Here is an 18,911-nt window from a genome sequence, read left to right on the forward strand (position 1 = left end):
TGCGTATTCCGGTGCGGTCAGGGTATGTTGATTTGGTTATCGTTTTCAATAAGGCCGACGAGGAAGAGGGTACGCATGCTGCCGGTCACCTTGGTCACAGGGGTCGGGGACACCACCCGCGGGGCGGCCGCCGCCGACCTGCTCGTCCCGGGCACCGTGCTGGTCGAGTACGACGTCAGCGAGCTCGCCGGCGGCTCGGTGGTCCGGACCGCGCGGACCACGGCGGGCCTGATCGACCGTGAGGTGATCCGGATGGGCCACCCGTGCGTCTCCTGCGCGATGCGGGGCTCCCTGGTCGAGCTGCTGCGCGGCATCGCGGCCGTCGAGCAGTACCAGGCCGCGGTGGTGAACGTGCCCGGCGCGGGCGACTCGCAGGCCCTGGCGGAGGAGGTCGCCCGGGACGCGGCGGAGGAACTGCAGGTCAGCGTGGTCCTCGCGGTGGTCGATCCCGGCAGCTTCGTCGTCGACGTCACCGGCGAGGACCTGCTGCGCGACCGCGGCATCCCGACCGCCGCCGAGGACGGCCGCGCCCTCGCCGAGGCGGTCGTGCGCCAGCTGGAGTACGCCGACGCGATCCTCGTCGCCTCGGGACAGTCCGTCTCGGCAAGCCAGTCGGACACAGCGGGGGCGCTGGCCCGGGCGATCAACCCGCAGGCGCGGATGGTGGCCCGGGCGTCCGAGCTGGCCGGCGTACGGCTGCATGATCCGGACGCGGCCGAGGCCAGGGTCGAGCCCGGCGCGGTGAGCGCGCCGTTGATGGAAGAAACCGGGCCGGTGCGGACGTTGGTGTGGTCGTCGGACCGGCCGTTCCACCCGGAGCGGTTGTACGACGCCCTGGAGGACCTGGTCGAGAACACCGCCCGCGGCAAGGGCACCGTCTGGCTCGCGACCCAGCCGCACGCGCGGCTCGGCTGGGACAGCTTCGGCACCAACATCACGATCGGCGTGCTCGGCCGCTGGCTCGCCGACCTGCCGGCCGAGCGCTGGTCCGAGGTCAGCAGCAGCCACCAGGCCCGGTCGTTGTTCGAGTGGCATCCCGAGCACGGCGACCGGGGCAGCTACCTGTCGATCACCGGGATCGGCCTGGACGTCTGGGAATTACGGCGCCGTCTGGATGGTTGTGCTCTTCGTGCGGACGAAGAGGCCAGCCGCCTGACCGACCCGTTCGCCCCTTATCTGGAAGGAAGTACCGCAGCATGAAGAAGGACATCCACCCGGAGTACCGTCGGGTCGTCTTCCGCGACAAGTCGGGCAACTTCAGCTTCCTGACCGGGTCCACCCGGGAGAGCAGCGAGACGGTCGTCTGGCAGGACGGCAACACCTACCCGGTCGTCGACGTGGAGATCTCCTCGGCCAGCCACCCGTTCTACACGGGCCAGCAGCGCGTCATGGACACGCAGGGCCGGGTCGAGAAGTTCAAGCAGCGCTACGGCAAGAAGTAACGCCGCCGCAGACCGGGCACGGCCGCCGCTCGCCCGGCACCGTTGCCACCCCGAGGCCCGCTGGTCACCCCCGACCGGCGGGCCTTCGGCGTCCCGGGCAAGGCGGCTGCTGAGGCGCGGGACGTCGCTCGGTGTGCGTCTCGGATCCGAGACGAGAACCGCGATGACCTGCTACGCCGGACCGCCGCCTTGGTCCCACACTGTGGCTGTGGAGCCGATCGAGTTGTCCGGGAGCGGGCTGACCCCGTTGACCGTGGTGGCCCTGGGCCAGCGCCGTACGCCGGTCCGGCTGGGCGACGTCGCCCGGAAACGGATGGCGGACTCGGCCGCGGCGGTCACCGAGATCGCCAAGCACCGGCCGGTCTACGGCCGGACCACCGGTGTCGGTGCCAACCGCGACATGCTCACCGGCGATCCCGAGCACGGCGCCCGGCTGCTCGCGTCGCACTCGACCACCGGCACCACGCCGTACCCGCCGGACGTGATCCGGCTCGGCCTGCTCATCCGGGTCAACCAGCTCGCGGCCGGCGGCTCGGGTCTGGCGCCGGAGGTCGCGGACGCAATCGTTGCCCTGCTCAACGACGACCAGCTGCCCGGACTGCACCGCGGCGGCGCGATCGGCACCGGCGACCTCGGCCCGCTCGCGGAGCTGGGTCTGGCCCTCGGCGACGTCGTCGACGGGACGAGCGCGCTACCGCTGCTGTCCAGCAACGCGATCACGCTCGCCGAGTGCTGCCTGGCCTTCGTCGAGGCGGCCACTCTGATCAACGTCGTTCCCCTGGTCGGCGCGCTGTCCCACGTCGCCCTGCACGGCAACGCCGAGGTGTACGACGTCCGGGTGCACGAGGCCCGGCCGCAACCCGGTCAGGTCCGGGTCGCGCGCCGGATGCGCGGGCTGCTGGCGGACCTGCCGCTGCCGCCCGCCCGCGTGCAGGACCCGTTCGGCCTGCGAGCGTTCGCCCAGGTGCTCGGTCCGGCGATCGACCACGTGGACGCGCTCGGCAACGCGCTGAAGATCGACATCAACGCCTCGGCCGAGAACCCGCTGGTCGCCGGCGACACGGTGCTGCACAACGGCAACTGGCACGCGATGCCGATCGCGCTCGCGCTCGACTCGCTCCGGCTCAGCCTGCACAGCGTCGCGACCCTGTCGACCTCCCGGGTGGCGAACCTGGTCGATCCCGACTTCACCGGCCTGAGCCGGTTCCTGGCGAGCGGCGCCGAGGCCAGCTCCGGCGTGATGATGATCGAGTACGTCGCGCACGACGCGCTCGCCTCGGTCCGCTCCACCGCGCAGCCGGCGACCCTGGGCACTGCCACCCTGTCCCGCGGCGCCGAGCACCACGCCAGCTTCGCCCCGCAGGCCGCGGTCCTCACCACGCAGTTGCTCGACGCCCTCCGCGAGGTCCTCGCCTGCGAGCTCGTCACCGCCGTGCGGGCCATCCGGCTGGCCGGCATCACGCCCGGTGACCTGGCCCCGGCTGCCGTCGGCCCATGGCTCGCCGACGCGCTGGTCGCGCTGCCCCCGGTGCTCACCGACCGTTCGCTGCGCGACGACCTCGAAATTGCCCGCGGCCTGATGACCCAGTGGGGCGACCGCCAGGTCGAGCACCCGGCCGAGTCCGGCTGAAACCCCCGACTTCGAGCACGGGCCAGCCGTCCCCAGCGTGCTGCGGTGACTGGCCGATGCCCAAAGCGTGAATCGGTCGACGACCGCCCTCGAAACCAGGTCCCGGCCGTTTCGAGCAGGATCGAAGAGGTCAGCGGCTCAGCTCGGCCAGGTCGAAGGCCGCGGCCATCGCCTTGAAGCCCGCGGAGTTCGGGTGCAGATGGTCGCCGACGTCGTACGCCGGCAGCATCCGGCCCGGGTGCTGCGGGTCGCGCACCGCCCGGTCGAAATCGACGACACCGTCGTACTCGCCCGACGTCCGGATCCAGTGGTTCAGTGCCTGCCGGTCGGCCTCTCCCTCGACCGAGTAGTACCCCGCACCCTCGTACGGCGTGAGCGTGGCGCCGATGACCTTCAGTCCCGCCTCGTGGGCACGCTGGATGAACTGCCGGTGCACCGCGATCAGGTCGGCCGGATCGGTTGCCCCACGGCTGTTGCCGATGTCGTTGATGCCCTCCAGCAGGACGACCGTGCGAACCCCGGTCTGCCCGAGCACGTCGCGGTCGAAGCGGGCCAGCGCCGAGTCACCCGCGGTACCGGCGTTGGCGAGCAGCCGGTTGCCGCTGATGCCCGCGTTGAGCACGCCCAGCTCCCGCCAGGAGGGCTGAGCCAGCAGCCGGTCGGCGAGCTGGTCTGGGTAGCGCAGGTTCTGGTCGACGGGCGACACCACGCCGTCGGTGATCGAGTCGCCGAACAGCACCACCGAGCCGCGGACCCGGCTCAGCACGTCGACGCCTTCGATCACGTAGCGGGCGGCCCCGGGCAGCCTCGTGTACTGCGATCCGGCGCCGCTCGTCTGGTCGCCGGTCGCGGAGAAGCTGGTCGCATAGCCGGCCGGGTGCTGCGTCAACGGACCCGTCGGGCCCGGGAGGTACGTGCTGATCACCAGGTCCGTGTCGTCGGGCACGGTCAGCCGGACCGGGTCGGACACCCACTCGGTACCGACCGGAATCGTCACCGACACGCGCCCGTCGAAGGCGACCGGGACCAGCTCGGCGGGATCGACCGTCGGCGTGCCGGCCAGGTCGTCGGTCCGCGGCGTCACCGTGACCTTGCCGACGACCAAGGGCTTGGTGCCGTAGACGTTCGAGAGGCGCAGCCGGAGCTCGGAGCCACCGACGGACAGGTGCGCGACCTGGCGCAGGGTGGTGTCGGTGACCCCGGTGGCGGACAGACCCGACGTACCGGGCGGGGTGACGGCGACGGCCCAGCTGCCGACCCAGTCGGCGCGGCCGAGCGCGGCCGGATCTCCTGGGTTGGCGACGGCCGGGGCGGCGGCAGGAGCGAGCGGGAGCGCGAGCACAGCGGCCGCGGTGACGGCGAGTTTGCGGAACGGGCGCATGGAACCACCTCTCGTGAGGGCGGAGACGGAGTTGGTGAATCGATTCCACGCAGGCCGTCCGAGGCTCGCAACTCGACGTCGATGAACGGTCGGACCGCTGCGACGACCGGTCCTCGCTCGTTCAGCTGCTGAGACTGCCGGTCAGCTGGTCAGCAGGTCCAGATCGGCCGAGCGGGCCATCGCGCCGAAGCCCTTGGCGTTCGGGTGCAGGTGGTCGCCGCTGTCGTAACCGGGCCGGATCCGCAACGGCTGCAGGGGATCCCGCACCGCCTGCTCGAAGTCGACGACGCCGTCGTACTCCCCGGAGGTCCGGATCCACTGGTTCAGCGCCTGCCGGGCAACCTCCCCACCGACGGTGTAGTACTGCGCCGCCCAGTACGGCGTGAGCGTCGCGCCGTACGCCTTCAACCCGGCGGCGTGCGCCCGGGCGATCAGTTGGCGGTGCGCGTTGATCAGCTGTGCGCCGGAGATCGCCCCGCGGCCGGCCCGGATGTCGTTGATGCCTTCGAGCACCAGCACCGCCCGCACCCCGGTCCGCCGCACCACGTCCCGCTCGAACCGGGTGAGCGCGGCCTCGCCGGTGACGCCGCCGTTGGCGAGCAGCCGGTTGCCGCTGATGCCCGCGTTGACCACGGCGTACCGGTGCTCGGTGAGCCGGTCGGCGAGCTGATCGGGATAGCGCAGGTTCCGGTCGACCGGCGAGGACGCGCCGTCGGTGATCGAGTCGCCGAACACGACCAGCGTGCCCTCGGCCCGCGTCCGCACGTCGACACCGCCGACCACGAATCGCGCCATCCCGGGAATCCTGCGGTACGGCGCCCCGCCCGCGCCGGTCTGGTTGCCGGGCGCGGCGAAGGCGGTCGCGTAACCGGCCGGGTGCTGCGTCAACGGACCCGTCGGGCCCGGGAAGTACGTGCTGATCACCACGTCGCTGTCGTCGCCGATCGGCAGGTCGACCGGATCGGACACCACCTCGGCGCCGACCGGGATCGTCACCGACGCGCGGCCGGCGTACGTCACCGGCACGATCCGGAGCAGTTCGAGGTTCGGCGTACCGGCACCATCCTTGCGCGGCGCGACCGAACTGGCCCCGACCACCAACGGCCGGTGGCCGAACCTGTTCGACAGCCGGAGGCGCACCGCGCTGCCGCCGAGCGACAGGTGCGCGACCTGCCGGATCGTCGTGTTGCGCACCCCGGTCGCGGAGACTCCGGCGGACCCTGCCTGGGTCACCGCGACACCCCAGCTGCTGACCCATCCGTCAGAGGGCGCGATGCGCGCGGGCGCTTCGGGCGCCGTACTGCCCGGCAGCGACGAGGCGACAACGGCAATGGCCGCGATCAGCGACTGCAACCAGCTCTCGCCGAGCACCCGGATCCGCAACCTCACCAGCCACATTGTTCCACAGCCGGCGGGGCGACTCGGTCAGTCGAGTGGCAGACGCCCGTAGGCCTGCAACGTGCGCAGCGCGTCGACAGTGACGATGCCGCGGTACTCCAGGGTGGCCGCTGCGCTCGGCGGCTCCCAGGTGATCGCCCAACCGCCGTCGGACTGCTGGTCGGCGACCAGACGGTCGAGGTGGGCTTCGATCTGCGCGTCGCTGAAGAGCTGCCGCCACACGCTGTCCGGAGCCGGCGCGAAGTGCAGCGGCGTCACCCCGTACGACGGGTCGGCGGCGTCGGCGCGGTAAAAGGAAACCTTCGGCAGCCAGTCGCGGATCTGGTCCAGGTCGACGTCCGGCTGATGCTCCAGGAAGTGCAGCGTCTCCAGCAGCGCGTGCCCTTCGGTGGGAAGCCCCTTGGTCAGCTCGGCCTTGCACCACTCGGCCGCCTGGTCACGCCACGGGTGCTCGAACCCGAGCTCGTGCAACCGCCCGACCAGTCCCGCCGTGGGGTTGAGTCCGGGCACGTAGGTCCATTCGGACATGTGCTCGGCCCGCGGGTATCCTTCGATGGCCGGACTCGCCAGCGAAACCGCGCCTTCCGGCGTCGCGATCGACTGCAACCAGTCGCAGGCCCCGCCGATCAGCTGCTCGTCGCGTGCGCCGGCCGCGAGCAGGATGTCGAACGCGGTCTCCACGTCGAGCGCCGTACTGTCCGGGCACCGCTTGTCCGGCTCCAGCCCGTGCCCGAACCCGCCGTCGGCGTTCCGGTACCCGCGCAGCGCGTCCACCACCCCGGCGGGATCAGCGCCCTCGAACACCGCGGCGAACACCCGCCGCTCCACCACCCTGGCGTCCCGCCGTACGAACTCCCGACCACCCTCGAAGATGCCCATCCCCCCACTCTGCCAGCCCCCACCCCACCCGTCTTGAACGAATCAGACACCCCACCCCACCCCACCCCCGCCTCCCCACCCGCCGTCTCCCGCCTCCCCCATTTCGAGGGATAACCCAGCAATTGCTGGGTTGTCCCGCGGTTCTACGAGGGCAGAACCCACAACTTGCACGGTTATCCCCCGAGATGGGGGCGGAGGGGCTGGGTCGGGGGCAGGGGGCTGGGGGTTGGGGGCAGGGGGTTGGGCGCCAGGGGGCGCCTGGGGCCTGGGGGTCGGGGTCGAGGGCAGGGGGTCGGGGCAGGGGCTGGGCGCCGGGGGCTGGGGTGGATCGGGTGGGGTCAGGGTTCGAAGCGGTAGCCCATGCCGGGCTCGGTGCGGAGGTGCTGGGGGCGGGCCGGGTCGGGCTCGAGCTTGCGGCGGAGCTGGGCCATGTAGAAGCGCAGATTGCCGCCGGCGGTCTCGTAGCCGGGGCCCCAGACCTCGAGCAGCAGCTGGCGTTGCGACATCAGCTTGCCGGGGTGCCGGACCAGGACCTCGAGCAGGTGCCACTCCGTCGGCGTCAGCCGGACGTCCTCGCCGTTGCCCAGCGTCACCCGCTTGGCGGCCAGGTCGACCTTCGCCTCGCCGACGGTGACCACGGGCTGCTCGGTGCCGCCGGAACTGCGCCGGAGCGCGGCGCGCATCCGGGCGAGCAGCTCGTCGATCCCGAAGGGCTTGGTGACGTAGTCGTCGGCGCCGGCGTCCAGCGCCTCCACCTTGTCGGTGCTGTCGGTCCGCCCGGACAGCACCAGGATCGGCGCCTCGGTCCAGCCGCGCAGGCCGCGGATCACCTCGATCCCGTCGAGGTCCGGCAGCCCGAGGTCGAGAATCACCAGGTCGGGCGGATGCTGGGCAGCCACCTGGAGCGCCGCCGTGCCCGTCCCGGCGACGTGCACCTCGTACCGTCGCGCCTTCAGGTTGATCTGCAGAGCCCGGACGATCTGCGGCTCGTCGTCCACCACCAGCACCCGGGTCACGGGGCCGAGCCCCAGGACCCGACGCGCCCGAGGCACGGCAGCGATGCCCTCATCGAGTCCCTCCCCGCTCCAGCCGGCCCGGCACCGGCGCGTCCTCGGCCATTGTTGCCGAGGGCATCGAGACCACCATGGTCAGGCCACCGCCGGGCGTGTCCTCCGGCCGCAGCGAGCCACCCATCGCCTCCGCCAGTCCGCGAGCCAGGGCGAGACCGAGCCCCACCCCGGTGGTGTTGTCGGTGTCGCCCAGCCGCTGGAACGGGGCGAACACCCGGTCCCGGTCCTCGGCGGGAAGACCCGGCCCGCGGTCGACCACCCGGATCTCCACCACGTCGCCGAGCACGCTGCCGGTGAGCAGCGGTTCGCGCCCGGGCGGCGAGTACCGGATCGCGTTGGTCAGCAGGTTCGCGACCACGCGCTCCAGCAACGCGGGATCGGCGTCGACCAGCGGCAGCGTGCCCGGCAGGTCGATCGTCACCTCTGCCGGTCCCAGCTCCGCCAGTACGCCGGGCAGGATCTCGTCCAGCGCGGTCGGCCGGGTGAACACGGGCAGTACGCCGGCCTGCAGGCGACTGAGGTCGAGCAGGTTGTCGACCAGTCGGCTCAGCCGGTCGAGCGACTCGTCGGCGGTCGCCAGCAGTTCGTCGCGCTCGGCCGGACTCCAGTCGACGTCGGAGCTGCGCAGACTCGTCACCGAAGCCTTGGCCGAGGCCAGCGGGGACCGCAGATCGTGGCCTACTGCGCGCAGCAACGCCGTCCGGAGCTTGTCCGCCTCGGCCAGGGGTTTGGCCTCCGCTGCCGCCTCGCTGAGCCGGACCCGGTCGACCAGCGCGGCGGCGTGCGCGGCGAAGGCGCCGACCAGGCGGCGCTCGTCGGCGGCCAGGGACCGGCCCTGCAGGACCAGCACCAGGCCGTCGCGGCCCGGGATCTCGGCGTCCCCTTCCTCGGGACGCCGGCAGGTCGGCGTACCGGCGGAGGCGAGGGGGCGCCAGGTCTCGGTCAGCTCGTCGCTGTCGACGCGTTCCATCAGGCAGGCCGAGGTCATGCCGAACGCCTCGCGGACCCGCTCCAGCAGCGCCTGCAACGCCGTCTCGCCGCGGAGGACCGTGCCGGCCAGCGTCGCGAGCGTCTCCGCCTCCGCGGCGGCCCGAGCGGCCTGCCGGGTCCGGCGGGCGGCCCGGTCGACCACCGAGGACACCAGCGCGGCGACCGCGACGAAAATGCCCAGGGCCAGCGCGTTGTTGGGCTCGGCGATGGTGAAGGCCCGGGTCGGCGGGGTGAAGAAGAAGTTCAGCACCACGGTCCCGGCGACCGCCGTCAGCAGCGCGGGCCACAGGCCACCGACCAGCGCGACCACCACGACCGCGAACAGGAAGGCCAGCACGTTGCTGGTCAGGTTGAGCGTGTCACCGCCGAGGCCGAGCGCGAGCGCCAGCACCGGCGGCAGCAGGACGGCCAGCGCGAAGCCGTACGCCAGCCGTCGCCGGGACAGACTGCCCTGCGCCTGGGGCAGCCGGCCGCGGCCCATCTCGGCGTGGGTGACGATGTGCACGTCGATGTCGCCGGACTCACGGATGGTGGTCGCGCCGATGCCAGGTCCGGTGAGCAGCGTGGACAGAAAGGTCCGCCGGCTGCCGCCGAGCACCAGCTGGGTCGCGTTCTCCGCCCGGGCGAACGTGAGCAGAGCAGCCGGAACGTCGTCGCCGACCACCTGGTGGTAGCTGCCGCCGAGGCTCTCGACCAGCTGCCGCTGCTGGGCAAGCCTGCCGGGGTCGGCACCGGTCAGCCCGTCCGACCGGGTGACGTGCACGGCGAGCAGGTCACCCCCGGCCGAGCGGGCGGCGATCCGGGCCGCCCGCCGGATCAGAGTCTCGCCTTCGGGCCCGCCGGTCAGCGCCACCACGACCCGCTCGCGGGCCTCCCAGGTGGTGTCGATCTGGTGCTGCTCGCGGTACTGCTGCAGCCCGGCGTCGACCCGGTCGGCCAGCCAGAGCAGCGCCAGCTCGCGCAGGGCCGACAGGTTGCCGATCCGGAAGTAGTTGCCGAGGGCAGCATCCACCTTGTCCGCGGCGTACACGTTGCCGTGCGCCATCCGCCGGCGCAGCGCCTCCGGGGCCATGTCGACCAGCTCGATCTGGTGCGCCGCCCGGACCACCCGGTCCGGCACGGTCTCACGCTGCGGCACCCCGGTGATCTTCTCGACCACGTCGTTGATCGACTCCAGGTGCTGGATGTTCACCGTCGAGATCACGTCGATGCCGGCCCCGAGCAGTTCGTCGACGTCCTGCCAGCGCTTGGCGTTCCGGCTGCCCGGCACGTTGGTGTGGGCCAGCTCGTCGACCAGCGCCACCTGCGGACGCCGGGCCAGCAGCGCGTCCAGGTCCAGCTCGGTGAACGAGGCGCCGCGGTGGTCGACGAGGCGCCGCGGCACCACCTCGAGCCCGTCGAGCATCGCGGCGGTGTGCTCGCGGCCGTGCGTCTCGACGAAGCCGACCACCACGTCGGTGCCGCGCTCCCGCCGCCGTTGCGCCTCGCCCAGCATCTTGTAGGTCTTGCCGACGCCGGGCGCGGCGCCGAGGTAGATCCTCAGCCGCCCGCGTCCTGCCATACCTCCCATAGTGTCAGTTCAACTCCGCCAGATCCCGGTTGAGCGTGACCACGTTGACCGTCGGCTCGCCGAGAAATCCCAGCTTCCGGCCCGTGGTGTTCTGCCGGACCAGGCGCTGCACCTCGTCCACGCTCAGCCCCCGCTGCTGGGCGACCCGCCGCACCTGGATCACGGCGTACTCCGGGCTGATGTGCGGGTCGAGCCCGCTGCCCGACGCCGTCACGGCGTCCGGCGGGACCTGCGCCGGATCCACGCCCTCCAGCTTCGCCACGTCCGCGCGCCGCTGCTCAACCAGCTTCAGCAGCTCCGGACTGTTCGGCCCGTACTGCGAAGCTCCGCTGCCGGCGCCGTCGTAGCCGACCGCCGACGGCCGGCTCTGGAACCACCGCGGGTCCGGGGCCATCACGGCGTTGCCGTCGGCATCCTTCTGCCCGGTGTCGCGGGTGTAGGCCTGGCCGATCAGGCCCGAGCCGACGTCCCGGCCGTCGAGCTGGACCATCGAGCCGTTGGCGTTGCCGGGGAACAGCACCTGGGCGGCGCCGGTCATCACCAGCGGGTACAGCACGCCGAGCAGCACCGTGGCCGCGAGCATCGCGCGAACCGCGACCGTGACCTGGCCGAACGGGCGTCTTCTGGTAGCCATCTGTCCTTTACCTTCTTCTAGCCGATGCCCGGGACGACCGAGACCAGCAGATCGATGAGTTTGATGCCGACGAACGGTGTGACCAGGCCGCCGAGGCCGTAGACCAGCAGATTGCGCCGCAGCATCGCGGACGCCGAGGACGGCCGGTACCGGACGCCGCGCAGCGCCAGCGGAACCAGCGCGACGATCACCAGCGCGTTGAAGACCAGGGCGGACAGGATCGCGGACTCCACCGAGTCCAGCCGCATCACGTTCAGCGTCTCCAGGCCCGGGTAGGCACCGGCGAACAGGGCCGGCAGGATCGCGAAGTACTTGGCCACGTCGTTGGCGATCGAGAAGGTGGTCAACGAGCCCCGGGTGATCAGCAACTGCTTGCCGATCTCCACGATCTCGATCAGCTTGGTCGGGTCGGAGTCGAGGTCGACCATGTTGCCGGCCTCCTTCGCGGCCGACGTCCCGCTGTTCATCGCGACGCCGACGTCGGCCTGCGCGAGCGCCGGGGCGTCGTTGGTGCCGTCACCGGTCATCGCGACCAGCCGGCCACCGGCCTGCTCGGCCTTGATCAGCGCCAGCTTGTCCTCGGGCGTCGCCTCGGCCAGGAAGTCGTCGACGCCGGCCTCGGCGGCGATCGCCTGAGCGGTCAGCGGGTTGTCGCCGGTGATCATCACGGTCCGGATGCCCATCGCGCGCAGCTGGTCGAACCGCTGCCGCATGCCGTCCTTGACGACGTCCTTGAGGTGGATCACGCCGAGCGGCCGGGCCGCGTCGTGCGTGCTCACCGCCACCACCAGCGGCGTACCGCCCGAGGCGGAGATGCCGTCGACCAGGTCGCCCAGTCCGGCGTCCACCGCGCTGCCCTGGTCGTGGATCCAGGCGGTGACCGCGCCGGCCGCGCCCTTGCGGATCCGCCGGCCGTCGACGTCGACACCGCTCATCCGGGTCTGCGCGGTGAACTCCACGAACGTCGCGTGCGGCAGCTCCCCGGTGTGCCGCTCGCGCAGCCCGTACCGCGTCTTCGCCAGCACGACGATCGACCGGCCCTCGGGCGTCTCGTCAGCCAGGCTGGACAGCTGGGCCGCGTCCGCCAGTTCCTGCTCGCTCACCCCGGGCAGCGGGACGAACTCGGCCGCCTGCCGGTTGCCGAAGGTGATCGTGCCGGTCTTGTCCAGCAGCAACGTGTTCACGTCGCCCGCGGCCTCGACGGCCCGGCCGGACATCGCCAGCACGTTGCGCTGCACCAGCCGGTCCATCCCGGCGATGCCGATCGCCGACAGCAGCGCGCCGATCGTGGTCGGGATCAGGCAGACCAGCAGCGCCACCAGGACCACAATGCTCAGGTCGATCCCGGCGTACCGCGCGTACGACGGCAGCGTCACGGTGGCCAGCAGGAACACGAGGGTGAGACTGGCGAGCAGGATGTTCAGCGCGATCTCGTTCGGCGTCTTCTGCCGCGCGGCGCCCTCGACCAGCGCGATCATCCGGTCGATGAAGCTCTCCCCCGGCCGGGCGGTGATCCGGACCACGATCCGGTCCGACAGCACCCGGGTCCCGCCGGTCACCGCGCTACGGTCCCCGCCGGACTCCCGGATCACCGGCGCCGACTCTCCCGTGATCGCAGACTCGTCGACGCTGGCCACGCCCTCGACCACGTCGCCATCGCCCGGGATGACCTGACCAGCCTCGACGACCACCCGGTCGCCCAGGTCGAGCGCGGTCGCCGGAACCTGCTGCTCGGTCCCGTCGGGCCGCAGCCGGCGAGCCGTGGTCTCGGTTTTCGCCCGGCGCAGCGTGGCGGCCTGCGCCTTGCCGCGGCCCTCGGCGACCGCCTCGGCGAGGTTGGCGAACAGCACGGTCAGCCACAGCCAGGCGACGACCGACCAGACGAACCCGGTCGGGTCGGCGACGGCCAGCACCGTCGAGGCGACCGCTCCCACCTCGACAACGAACATCACCGGGTTCTTCACCATCACCCGCGGGTCGAGCTTGCGCAGCGCGTCCGGCAGTGCGGTGAGCAGCAGCTTCGGGTCGAACAGGCCCGAGGGCGTCTTCTGCACCGCCGGCTGCTGGGGCGGGGCAGGGGTCAACAGCGGGGTGGTCACAGTCCCTCCGCGAGGGGTCCGAGAGTGAGAGCGGGGAAGTAGGTCAGGCCGGTGACGATCAGCACCACGCCGACGAGCAGCGTGACGAACAAGGCCCGGTGGGTGGGCAACGTGCCGTCGGTCACCGGCACCGGCTGCTGCCGGGCGAACGACCCGGCCAGGGCGAGAACCAGCAGGATCGGCAGGAACCGGCCGAGCAGCATCACCACGCCCAGCGCGGTGTTGTAGAACGGGACGTTCGCGCTGAGCCCGCCGAAGGCACTGCCGTTGTTGTTGCCCGCGGACGTGAAGGCGTACAGCACCTCGGTGAAACCGTGCGGGCTGCCGGTGTTGAAGATCGACGCCCGCGCCGTGGCCAGTCCCATCGCGATCGCGCTGCCGGTCAGGACCAGCGCCGGCGTGGTCAGGATGTACAGCGAGACCAGCTTCATCTCGCGGGCGGTGACCTTCTTGCCCAGGTACTCCGGGGTCCGGCCGACCATCAGCCCGGCCACGAAGACCGCGAGCACGGCCAGCACGAGCATGCCGTACAGGCCGGAGCCGGCCCCGCCGGGTGAGACCTCGCCCAGCATCATGTGGAACAGCGCGGTGCCACCACCGAGCGGGGTGAACGAGTCGTGCGCCGCGTTGACCGCGCCCGTCGACGTACCGGTGGTGGAGGCGGCGAACAGCGCCGACGCCCACTCGCCGAAACGGGTCTCCTTGCCCTCCATCGCGGCGCCGGCCGCCTGGGTTGCGGAGCCCCCGCCGCGGGTCTCGAACGCGGTCGCGGCGATGGTGAACACCGCCCAGAGCGTGGCCATCACGCCGAGGACCGCGGAGCCCTGCCGCGTGTCCTTGACCAGCAGGCCGAAGGTCCGGGTCAGGCAGACCGGGATCAGCAGCAGCAGGAAGATCTCGAACAGGTTGGACACCGGGTTCGGGTTCTCGAACGGGTGTCCCGAGTTGGCGTTGTAGAAGCCGCCGCCGTTGGTCCCGAGCTGCTTGATCACCTCCTGGCCGGCCACCGGACCGCCCGGGACGGACTGCGGCTGACCGGTGAGCGTGGTCACCTCGTGGGCGCCCGAGAAGTTCTGCACCACGCCAGTCGCGACCAGGACCAGCCCACCGACGACCGCGAGCGGCAGCAGCACCCGGAGCACTGTCCGGGTGAGGTCGACCCAGAAGTTGCCCAGCCGCTCGGTCCTCGACCGGGAGAACCCCCGGATCAGCGCGATCGCGACCGCGATGCCGACGGCCGCGGACAGGAAGTTCTGCACCGCGAGCCCGGCGAACTGGATCAGGTGCCCCATCGTCGCCTCGGGCGAGTAGGACTGCCAGTTCGTGTTCGAGACGAACGACGCCGCGGTGTTGAACGCCGATCCGGATCCCACACCCGGCAGCCCGAGCGACAACGGCAGGTACGCCTGCAGCCGCTGGAGCAGGTACAGCAGGACCAGGCCGACCACGGAGAAGGCCAGTACCGAGCGGGCGTAGACCGCCCAGGTCTGGTCCGCCTTCGCGTCGACACCCAGCATCTTGTAGGCGCCGCGCTCCACCCGGGTGTCCCGGCCGGCCGTGTAGACCCGGGCCAGGTACCCGCCGAGCGGCCGGTAGGCGGCCGCCAGGAGCAGGAGGAGCAGAGCGGCCTGGAGCAGGCCGGCGGCGGTGTCGGACATCAAAACCTCTCGGGGAAGATCAGGGCCGCGACCAGGTAGAGGACCAGCGCCACGGCAATCACCAGACCGGCGACGTTCTCGGAGCTCACAGCTGCTCCACCCCCTGCGACAAAGTGCTCATGTCCCCACTGCACATCGGCGGCGGCCGCGTCCGGAGGTCTCTCGCAGGCTTCTCACACTGCGCGGGCCGGCTCTCACGGACTTCTCACGCACCGGGGTGCGGACACGAATTCGCGCTGGGGGCGGGACCACCCATACTTACGCCTGGCAATGAGAAGTCTTCGCAGAGTGAGGGAAGTACGCAGTGACTGAAGTGGACGACCAGCAGCTCCCGGCCCAGGGTTCTGAGCAGTTCTTCTCCGACGAGACCCGCAAGGCGCTGGCCGAGGCCAGCCGGGCGCTGGCCGAGCGGCTGCAGGCTCACACCGAGGCCCTGCTCGCGATGACCGGGACCGAGGAAGACAGCGTGCTGTACGAGCAGAACGCCCAGCTCGAGCAGCTCGTCGAGGGCTGGAACGAGGCCGTCTTCGAGCACACCGGGACCGCGCCGCTGCTGCTCGACGACGAGGTCGAGGAGCTCGACGACGAGGAAGAGGCCGAGGAGCCCGAGCAGCTGATCAGCGTGGTGTCGCGGTTCGACCTGCGGGTCGTCGACCTGGAGGCACTGCTGGACGCCGGCCGGGCCGCGCAGGAGCGGCACCCCGTCGAGCTGGACGAGTCCGGCGACCGGGACCCGGTGGACTCCGCCGAGCAGGCCATCTACGAGATCAGCCGGGAGATCGGCGACGCGTGGTTCGAGCTGCCCGGCGTGGACCTGGTGGCCGGCGCCCGCGCGTACGTCGTACCGGAGCAGCCGTTCGAGCCGCTGGAGGCCGACGCCGACGACGTGATCACCGAGATCAGCGCGCCGAACGGCATCGTGACGCACGCGGAGACCTGGGGCTGACCGCCCCTCGACGGGCCCGGTGACCGCGCGGCCGGCGCGCGGTCACCCGGCCTGTTTGCTAGCCGACGGCGATCGCCTCGATCTCGAGCAGCCACTCCTCGGCGTAGATGTCGCAGATGATGATGGTCAGCGCCGGGGCGTGGTCGCCGAGCACCTCCTCGCGGATCTTCGAGTTCGCCGCCCGGTACTGCCGACCGGACAGGTACGTGGTGACCTTGACCAGGTTGCGCACACCCAGGCCCGCCTCGGCCAGCACGGCGAGCACGTTGCGCCAGACCATCCGGCACTGGTCCTCGAAGTCGTCCGGGATCCGGCCCTGGTCGTCACCCCAGGGCACCTGACCGCTGACGAACACCATCCGGCCGGCCCCGGTCACCTCGACGCCGTGCGTGTAGTTGCCGGTCGCGGCCGGCAGGATCGCCGGGTTCAGCGGCGTGATCGTGGGTTCGGTGCGCACAGTGTTCCCTTCGGTTCGGTGAACCGTATGTCTACCGTGCGAAGGGTCAGAAGAACACCTCGTCCACCGCGTCCCGGCGCTGGTACGGCCGCCAGCCGGTCAGGCCCGGATGGACCAGCCAGCGCACCCGGCCGTCGTACTCCAGGTTCGTGCCGGGGGCCGCGACCCAGTCGTCCGGCCCGGAGTGCAGGACGCCGTCCGCCGCCCGCACCTGAGCGGCCGGGATCGAGCCGGGGACCAGGAAGAACCACCAGCGGCGATGGGCCGGCGCCATCGCGGTGGGACAGGTTGTCTTCAGCAACTGGTTGAGCAGGGCCCCGAACCGGGCCGGTACGTCGACCACGTCGAAGCTGCTCGTCGGCAACGCCAGGTCCCACGGCTGCCGGTCCCAGACGATCGCCACCTGGACCGGATCGGTGACAGCCTCGCCGACGAGGTGCGGTTCGACGCAGTCACGTAACCGGCAGGGACAGCTCCCGTCCCGGGGAACCGCCAGCGGAGCCACCGGCCACCCGTTGGCGGCGTACCGGAGGGCTCGTTCGCGCAGGGTGTCCAGGTGACGGCGTCGGAGCCAGTCCTCAAACACGCTGGCCCACCGCGAAGAACAGCGAGCTGGACGGGACCAGCTCGGGACAGCGGTCGGCAAGCCGGGAGCAGATCAGCGCGGTCTCCAGCGGATCGGGGTCGGTCATCGACTCCGGCGCCGGCTGCCGGCCGAAGTGCGCGTCGAGCGTCACCGTCAGCCAACCGCCCGGTCCGGTCAACCCGTGCACCGTGACCGCCCGGAAGCCGACGCTGGTCAGCTCCGTCCGCAGCTGGGTGACGGAGTGGTACGTCGTCTCCGCCATCCGCTCGTTGTCCGCGCTGTAGCCGGTCTCCAGGATCTCCCGCACGATCCGCTCCCGCTGCTGCAGCCTGTTGGCGAGCAGGGAGCCGATCAGGTTCGCCGCGCGGTTGATCGCGACCACCGCGACGAACCCGCCCGGCCGGGTCACCCGGCTCGCCTCGTGCAGCGCCAGCCGCCGATCCGCCGCCGCGGTCAGGTGGTACATCGGCCCGGCCAGCAGGACGGCGTCGAACGACGCGTCCTCCCACGGCAGCCACCGGGCATCCCCCAGCCGCGCGTCGATCCCCGCCGCGCGGGCCTGCTCCACGTGCCGCTGGACGGGATCCAGCAGCTCGACCGCGTATCCCAACTCCTGCAACCACCGCGCGTGCACGCCGGGCCCACCCCCGACGTCCGCCACCACCGCCGGTGGATCGGGCAGGTACCGCCCCAACAGCTCCTGCACCCGCGCCAGCTCCAACCGCCCCTTCAACGTCGAGCTCAACCGGTGCGCCTCGTCATGCCGAGTCGTGTAGTGCGCCTCGAGCGCCGCATCAATCGCCATACCTCCCACCCTGCTGGCGATCCCCGCCTCAGAGCAGACCACCAACCGGGGCAACCAGGGGCAGATCAGATCTGCCCCGCCGAAACCTCGCCCGGCGTCGCCGCAGCAGTGTTTCGGTGCTGGGTGCCTTCCGTTTACAGTGCCATGGGCCGGACCGGGGAGGACCGAGTGCGTCAAGCGGGCGTGACGTTGGCTTGTGTGGTGGGCGTGCTCGCGCCGGCAGGGCGATCCTGCCGACGGACAAGCACTGAGTGCTGACAGAAAGGTTGTTGCGTTGAGTGACACGCCGGACCTCGGTCCTGTGCCGGAGCGCATCGGCGTCGAGGCGGAGCAGGTCCGCCGGCTCGTCGAAGCGCAGTTCCCGCAGTGGGCCGATCTGCCCGTCGAACCCGTGGCCAAGGGCGGCTGGGACAACTGGACCTTTCACCTCGGGACCGACCTGGTGGTGCGCCTTCCCAGCGCCGCGGAGTACGCCCAGGCGGTCGAGAAGGAGCACCGGTGGCTGCCGGTTCTGGCTCCCCGGCTCCCCCTGCCGATCCCGGTCCCGCTGGCGCAAGGGAAGCCGAGCGCCGACTACCCGCATCCGTGGTCCATCTACCGGTGGCTCGACGGCATGACGGCCACCGCGGGCCGCATCGCCGACCCGGTCGAGTTCGCCGTCGACCTGGCCGGTTTCCTGGTCGCCTTGCAGAACATCGACGCCGTCGACGGTCCGCAGCCCGGAATCCACAACTGGTTCCGGGGCGGCACGCTGCGGACCTACGACAAGCTCACCCAGCGGGCCCTCGACGAGCTGGACGGCCACGTCGACGTGGAGCTGGCGCGCGAGATCTGGGCGCGCGCACTCGGCGCACGCTGGGACGGTGTGGACCGCTGGTTCCACGGCGACGTCGCCGAAGGCAATCTGCTGCTCGGCGACGGGCGGTTGGCGGCCGTCATCGATTTCGGGACGTGCGGCGTCGGTGACCCGGCCTGCGACCTGGCCATCGGCTGGACCTTGCTGACCGCCGACGGCCGGCAGGCGTTCCGGGACCGGCTGTCCGTGGATGCGGGGTCCTGGGCGCGCGGCCGTGGCTGGGCCTTGTGGAAGGCGCTCGCCACCTGTCTGTACACGTACCAGGATCCGGCGGACGCGGTCGAGTTCACCGGCGCGCAGCGGGTCCTCGCCGAGATCTTCTCGGAGTACGCAGGCGGCCGGTCCGGCCCGCCGGCAGCCATCGTCCCGCCTCCGGCCTGACCACCGGAAGCCCGACGAACAAGAAGTTGCTTTCAGCACCGATATGCCGAACCGCCGGTACGGCGGGAGCGTCCGGGCGCGGGGACGTCGCCGCTCCCGGAGCGGCGCCGGACGGTTTCCGGCAGATGT

The 18,911-nt window shown here is 71.6% G+C and carries 17 protein-coding genes; 5 read left to right on the forward strand and 12 right to left on the reverse strand.

Going from position 1 to position 18,911, the window contains the following annotated elements:
• The first annotated feature begins 75 nt into the window (after positions 1-75).
• The 3 genes from KFLA_RS33715 (at position 76) to KFLA_RS33725 (ending at position 3,072) form a co-directional block, all read left to right on the forward strand.
• Positions 76-1,200 (forward strand): CobW family GTP-binding protein, encoded by a 1,125-nt coding sequence (locus KFLA_RS33715; RefSeq protein ID WP_012924327.1) that lies wholly within the window; start codon positions 76-78, stop codon positions 1,198-1,200.
• Positions 1,197-1,442: a type B 50S ribosomal protein L31 gene (locus tag KFLA_RS33720; protein WP_012924328.1), complete on the forward strand. Its 246-nt coding sequence runs from the start codon at positions 1,197-1,199 to the stop codon at positions 1,440-1,442. Before KFLA_RS33715 ends, KFLA_RS33720 begins: the two co-directional genes overlap by 4 nt.
• 208 nt (positions 1,443-1,650) lie before the next feature.
• Positions 1,651-3,072 (forward strand): aromatic amino acid ammonia-lyase, encoded by a 1,422-nt coding sequence (locus KFLA_RS33725; protein ID WP_237706659.1) that lies wholly within the window; start codon positions 1,651-1,653, stop codon positions 3,070-3,072.
• A 130-nt stretch (positions 3,073-3,202) separates the two neighbouring features.
• Here the strand turns inward: KFLA_RS33725 and KFLA_RS33730 are convergent, their stop codons facing one another.
• The 9 genes from KFLA_RS33730 to kdpF all read right to left on the reverse strand — a co-directional run bounded on the left by KFLA_RS33730 (position 3,203) and on the right by kdpF (position 14,840).
• Complete coding sequence (locus KFLA_RS33730) at positions 3,203-4,453, reverse strand: SGNH/GDSL hydrolase family protein (RefSeq protein ID WP_012924330.1); 1,251 nt, start codon at positions 4,451-4,453, stop codon at positions 3,203-3,205.
• Positions 4,454-4,594: 141 nt separating this feature from the next.
• The gene (locus tag KFLA_RS33735; RefSeq protein ID WP_012924331.1) at positions 4,595-5,851 is read right to left on the reverse strand and encodes an SGNH/GDSL hydrolase family protein; all 1,257 of its coding nucleotides are present in this window, start codon (positions 5,849-5,851) and stop codon (positions 4,595-4,597) included.
• A gap of 27 nt (positions 5,852-5,878) precedes the next feature.
• Positions 5,879-6,730 (reverse strand): hypothetical protein, encoded by an 852-nt coding sequence (locus KFLA_RS33740; RefSeq protein ID WP_012924332.1) that lies wholly within the window; start codon positions 6,728-6,730, stop codon positions 5,879-5,881.
• 338 nt (positions 6,731-7,068) lie between these two features.
• The gene (locus tag KFLA_RS33745) at positions 7,069-7,746 is read right to left on the reverse strand and encodes a response regulator (protein ID WP_012924333.1); all 678 of its coding nucleotides are present in this window, start codon (positions 7,744-7,746) and stop codon (positions 7,069-7,071) included.
• A gap of 49 nt (positions 7,747-7,795) precedes the next feature.
• Positions 7,796-10,351 (reverse strand): sensor histidine kinase, encoded by a 2,556-nt coding sequence (locus KFLA_RS33750; protein ID WP_272941271.1) that lies wholly within the window; start codon positions 10,349-10,351, stop codon positions 7,796-7,798.
• 13 nt (positions 10,352-10,364) lie between these two features.
• Complete coding sequence (kdpC, locus tag KFLA_RS33755) at positions 10,365-10,994, reverse strand: K(+)-transporting ATPase subunit C (protein WP_012924335.1); 630 nt, start codon at positions 10,992-10,994, stop codon at positions 10,365-10,367.
• A gap of 17 nt (positions 10,995-11,011) precedes the next feature.
• Entirely contained in the window at positions 11,012-13,048 is a 2,037-nt protein-coding gene (gene kdpB / locus KFLA_RS33760; protein ID WP_202797318.1) for a potassium-transporting ATPase subunit KdpB, read from the reverse strand.
• A 41-nt stretch (positions 13,049-13,089) separates the two neighbouring features.
• Positions 13,090-14,751, reverse strand: a complete 1,662-nt coding sequence (kdpA, locus tag KFLA_RS33765; RefSeq protein ID WP_012924337.1) for a potassium-transporting ATPase subunit KdpA — start codon at positions 14,749-14,751, stop codon at positions 13,090-13,092.
• The gene (gene kdpF, locus KFLA_RS36300; RefSeq protein ID WP_063822796.1) at positions 14,751-14,840 is read right to left on the reverse strand and encodes a K(+)-transporting ATPase subunit F; all 90 of its coding nucleotides are present in this window, start codon (positions 14,838-14,840) and stop codon (positions 14,751-14,753) included. The genes kdpA and kdpF overlap by 1 nt, the downstream gene beginning before the upstream one ends.
• Positions 14,841-15,055: 215 nt before the next feature.
• Here kdpF and KFLA_RS33770 point away from each other — a divergent pair, with 215 nt between their 5' ends.
• Positions 15,056-15,697 (forward strand): hypothetical protein, encoded by a 642-nt coding sequence (locus KFLA_RS33770; protein WP_012924338.1) that lies wholly within the window; start codon positions 15,056-15,058, stop codon positions 15,695-15,697.
• A gap of 58 nt (positions 15,698-15,755) precedes the next feature.
• Here the strand turns inward: KFLA_RS33770 and KFLA_RS33775 are convergent, their stop codons facing one another.
• From KFLA_RS33775 to KFLA_RS33785, 3 genes are read right to left on the reverse strand one after another with little or no spacing between them, the layout of a single operon-like run.
• Positions 15,756-16,154 carry a RidA family protein gene (locus KFLA_RS33775; protein ID WP_012924339.1) on the reverse strand — a complete coding sequence of 133 codons (399 nt, stop codon included), beginning with the start codon at positions 16,152-16,154 and terminating at the stop codon, positions 15,756-15,758.
• Positions 16,155-16,200: 46 nt separating this feature from the next.
• Positions 16,201-16,740, reverse strand: a complete 540-nt coding sequence (locus tag KFLA_RS33780) for a bifunctional DNA primase/polymerase (RefSeq protein WP_012924340.1) — start codon at positions 16,738-16,740, stop codon at positions 16,201-16,203.
• Positions 16,733-17,545 (reverse strand): class I SAM-dependent methyltransferase, encoded by an 813-nt coding sequence (locus KFLA_RS33785; RefSeq protein WP_012924341.1) that lies wholly within the window; start codon positions 17,543-17,545, stop codon positions 16,733-16,735. Before KFLA_RS33785 ends, KFLA_RS33780 begins: the two co-directional genes overlap by 8 nt.
• Positions 17,546-17,819: 274 nt before the next feature.
• On the opposite strand from KFLA_RS33785, the gene KFLA_RS33790 reads away from it, so the two are divergent.
• The gene (locus KFLA_RS33790; protein ID WP_041289606.1) at positions 17,820-18,782 is read left to right on the forward strand and encodes an aminoglycoside phosphotransferase family protein; all 963 of its coding nucleotides are present in this window, start codon (positions 17,820-17,822) and stop codon (positions 18,780-18,782) included.
• Positions 18,783-18,911: the final 129 nt, after the last annotated feature.

Source organism: Kribbella flavida DSM 17836 (assembly GCF_000024345.1).
GTDB classification, from domain to species: domain Bacteria; phylum Actinomycetota; class Actinomycetes; order Propionibacteriales; family Kribbellaceae; genus Kribbella; species Kribbella flavida.

What these genes read in the sequence shown, in the direction of transcription:
- KFLA_RS33715 (WP_012924327.1), top strand. Translation starts at nt 76, where the DNA reads ATGCTGCCGGTCACCTTGGTCACAGGGGTCGGGGACACCACCCGCGGG.
- KFLA_RS33720 (WP_012924328.1), top strand. Translation starts at nt 1,197, where the DNA reads ATGAAGAAGGACATCCACCCGGAGTACCGTCGGGTCGTCTTCCGCGAC.
- KFLA_RS33730 (WP_012924330.1), bottom strand. Translation starts at nt 4,453, where the DNA reads ATGCGCCCGTTCCGCAAACTCGCCGTCACCGCGGCCGCTGTGCTCGCG.
- KFLA_RS33735 (WP_012924331.1), bottom strand. Translation starts at nt 5,851, where the DNA reads ATGTGGCTGGTGAGGTTGCGGATCCGGGTGCTCGGCGAGAGCTGGTTG.
- KFLA_RS33740 (WP_012924332.1), bottom strand. Translation starts at nt 6,730, where the DNA reads ATGGGCATCTTCGAGGGTGGTCGGGAGTTCGTACGGCGGGACGCCAGG.
- KFLA_RS33750 (WP_272941271.1), bottom strand. Translation starts at nt 10,351, where the DNA reads ATGGCAGGACGCGGGCGGCTGAGGATCTACCTCGGCGCCGCGCCCGGC.
- kdpC (WP_012924335.1), bottom strand. Translation starts at nt 10,994, where the DNA reads ATGGCTACCAGAAGACGCCCGTTCGGCCAGGTCACGGTCGCGGTTCGC.
- kdpA (WP_012924337.1), bottom strand. Translation starts at nt 14,751, where the DNA reads ATGTCCGACACCGCCGCCGGCCTGCTCCAGGCCGCTCTGCTCCTCCTG.
- KFLA_RS33785 (WP_012924341.1), bottom strand. Translation starts at nt 17,545, where the DNA reads ATGGCGATTGATGCGGCGCTCGAGGCGCACTACACGACTCGGCATGAC.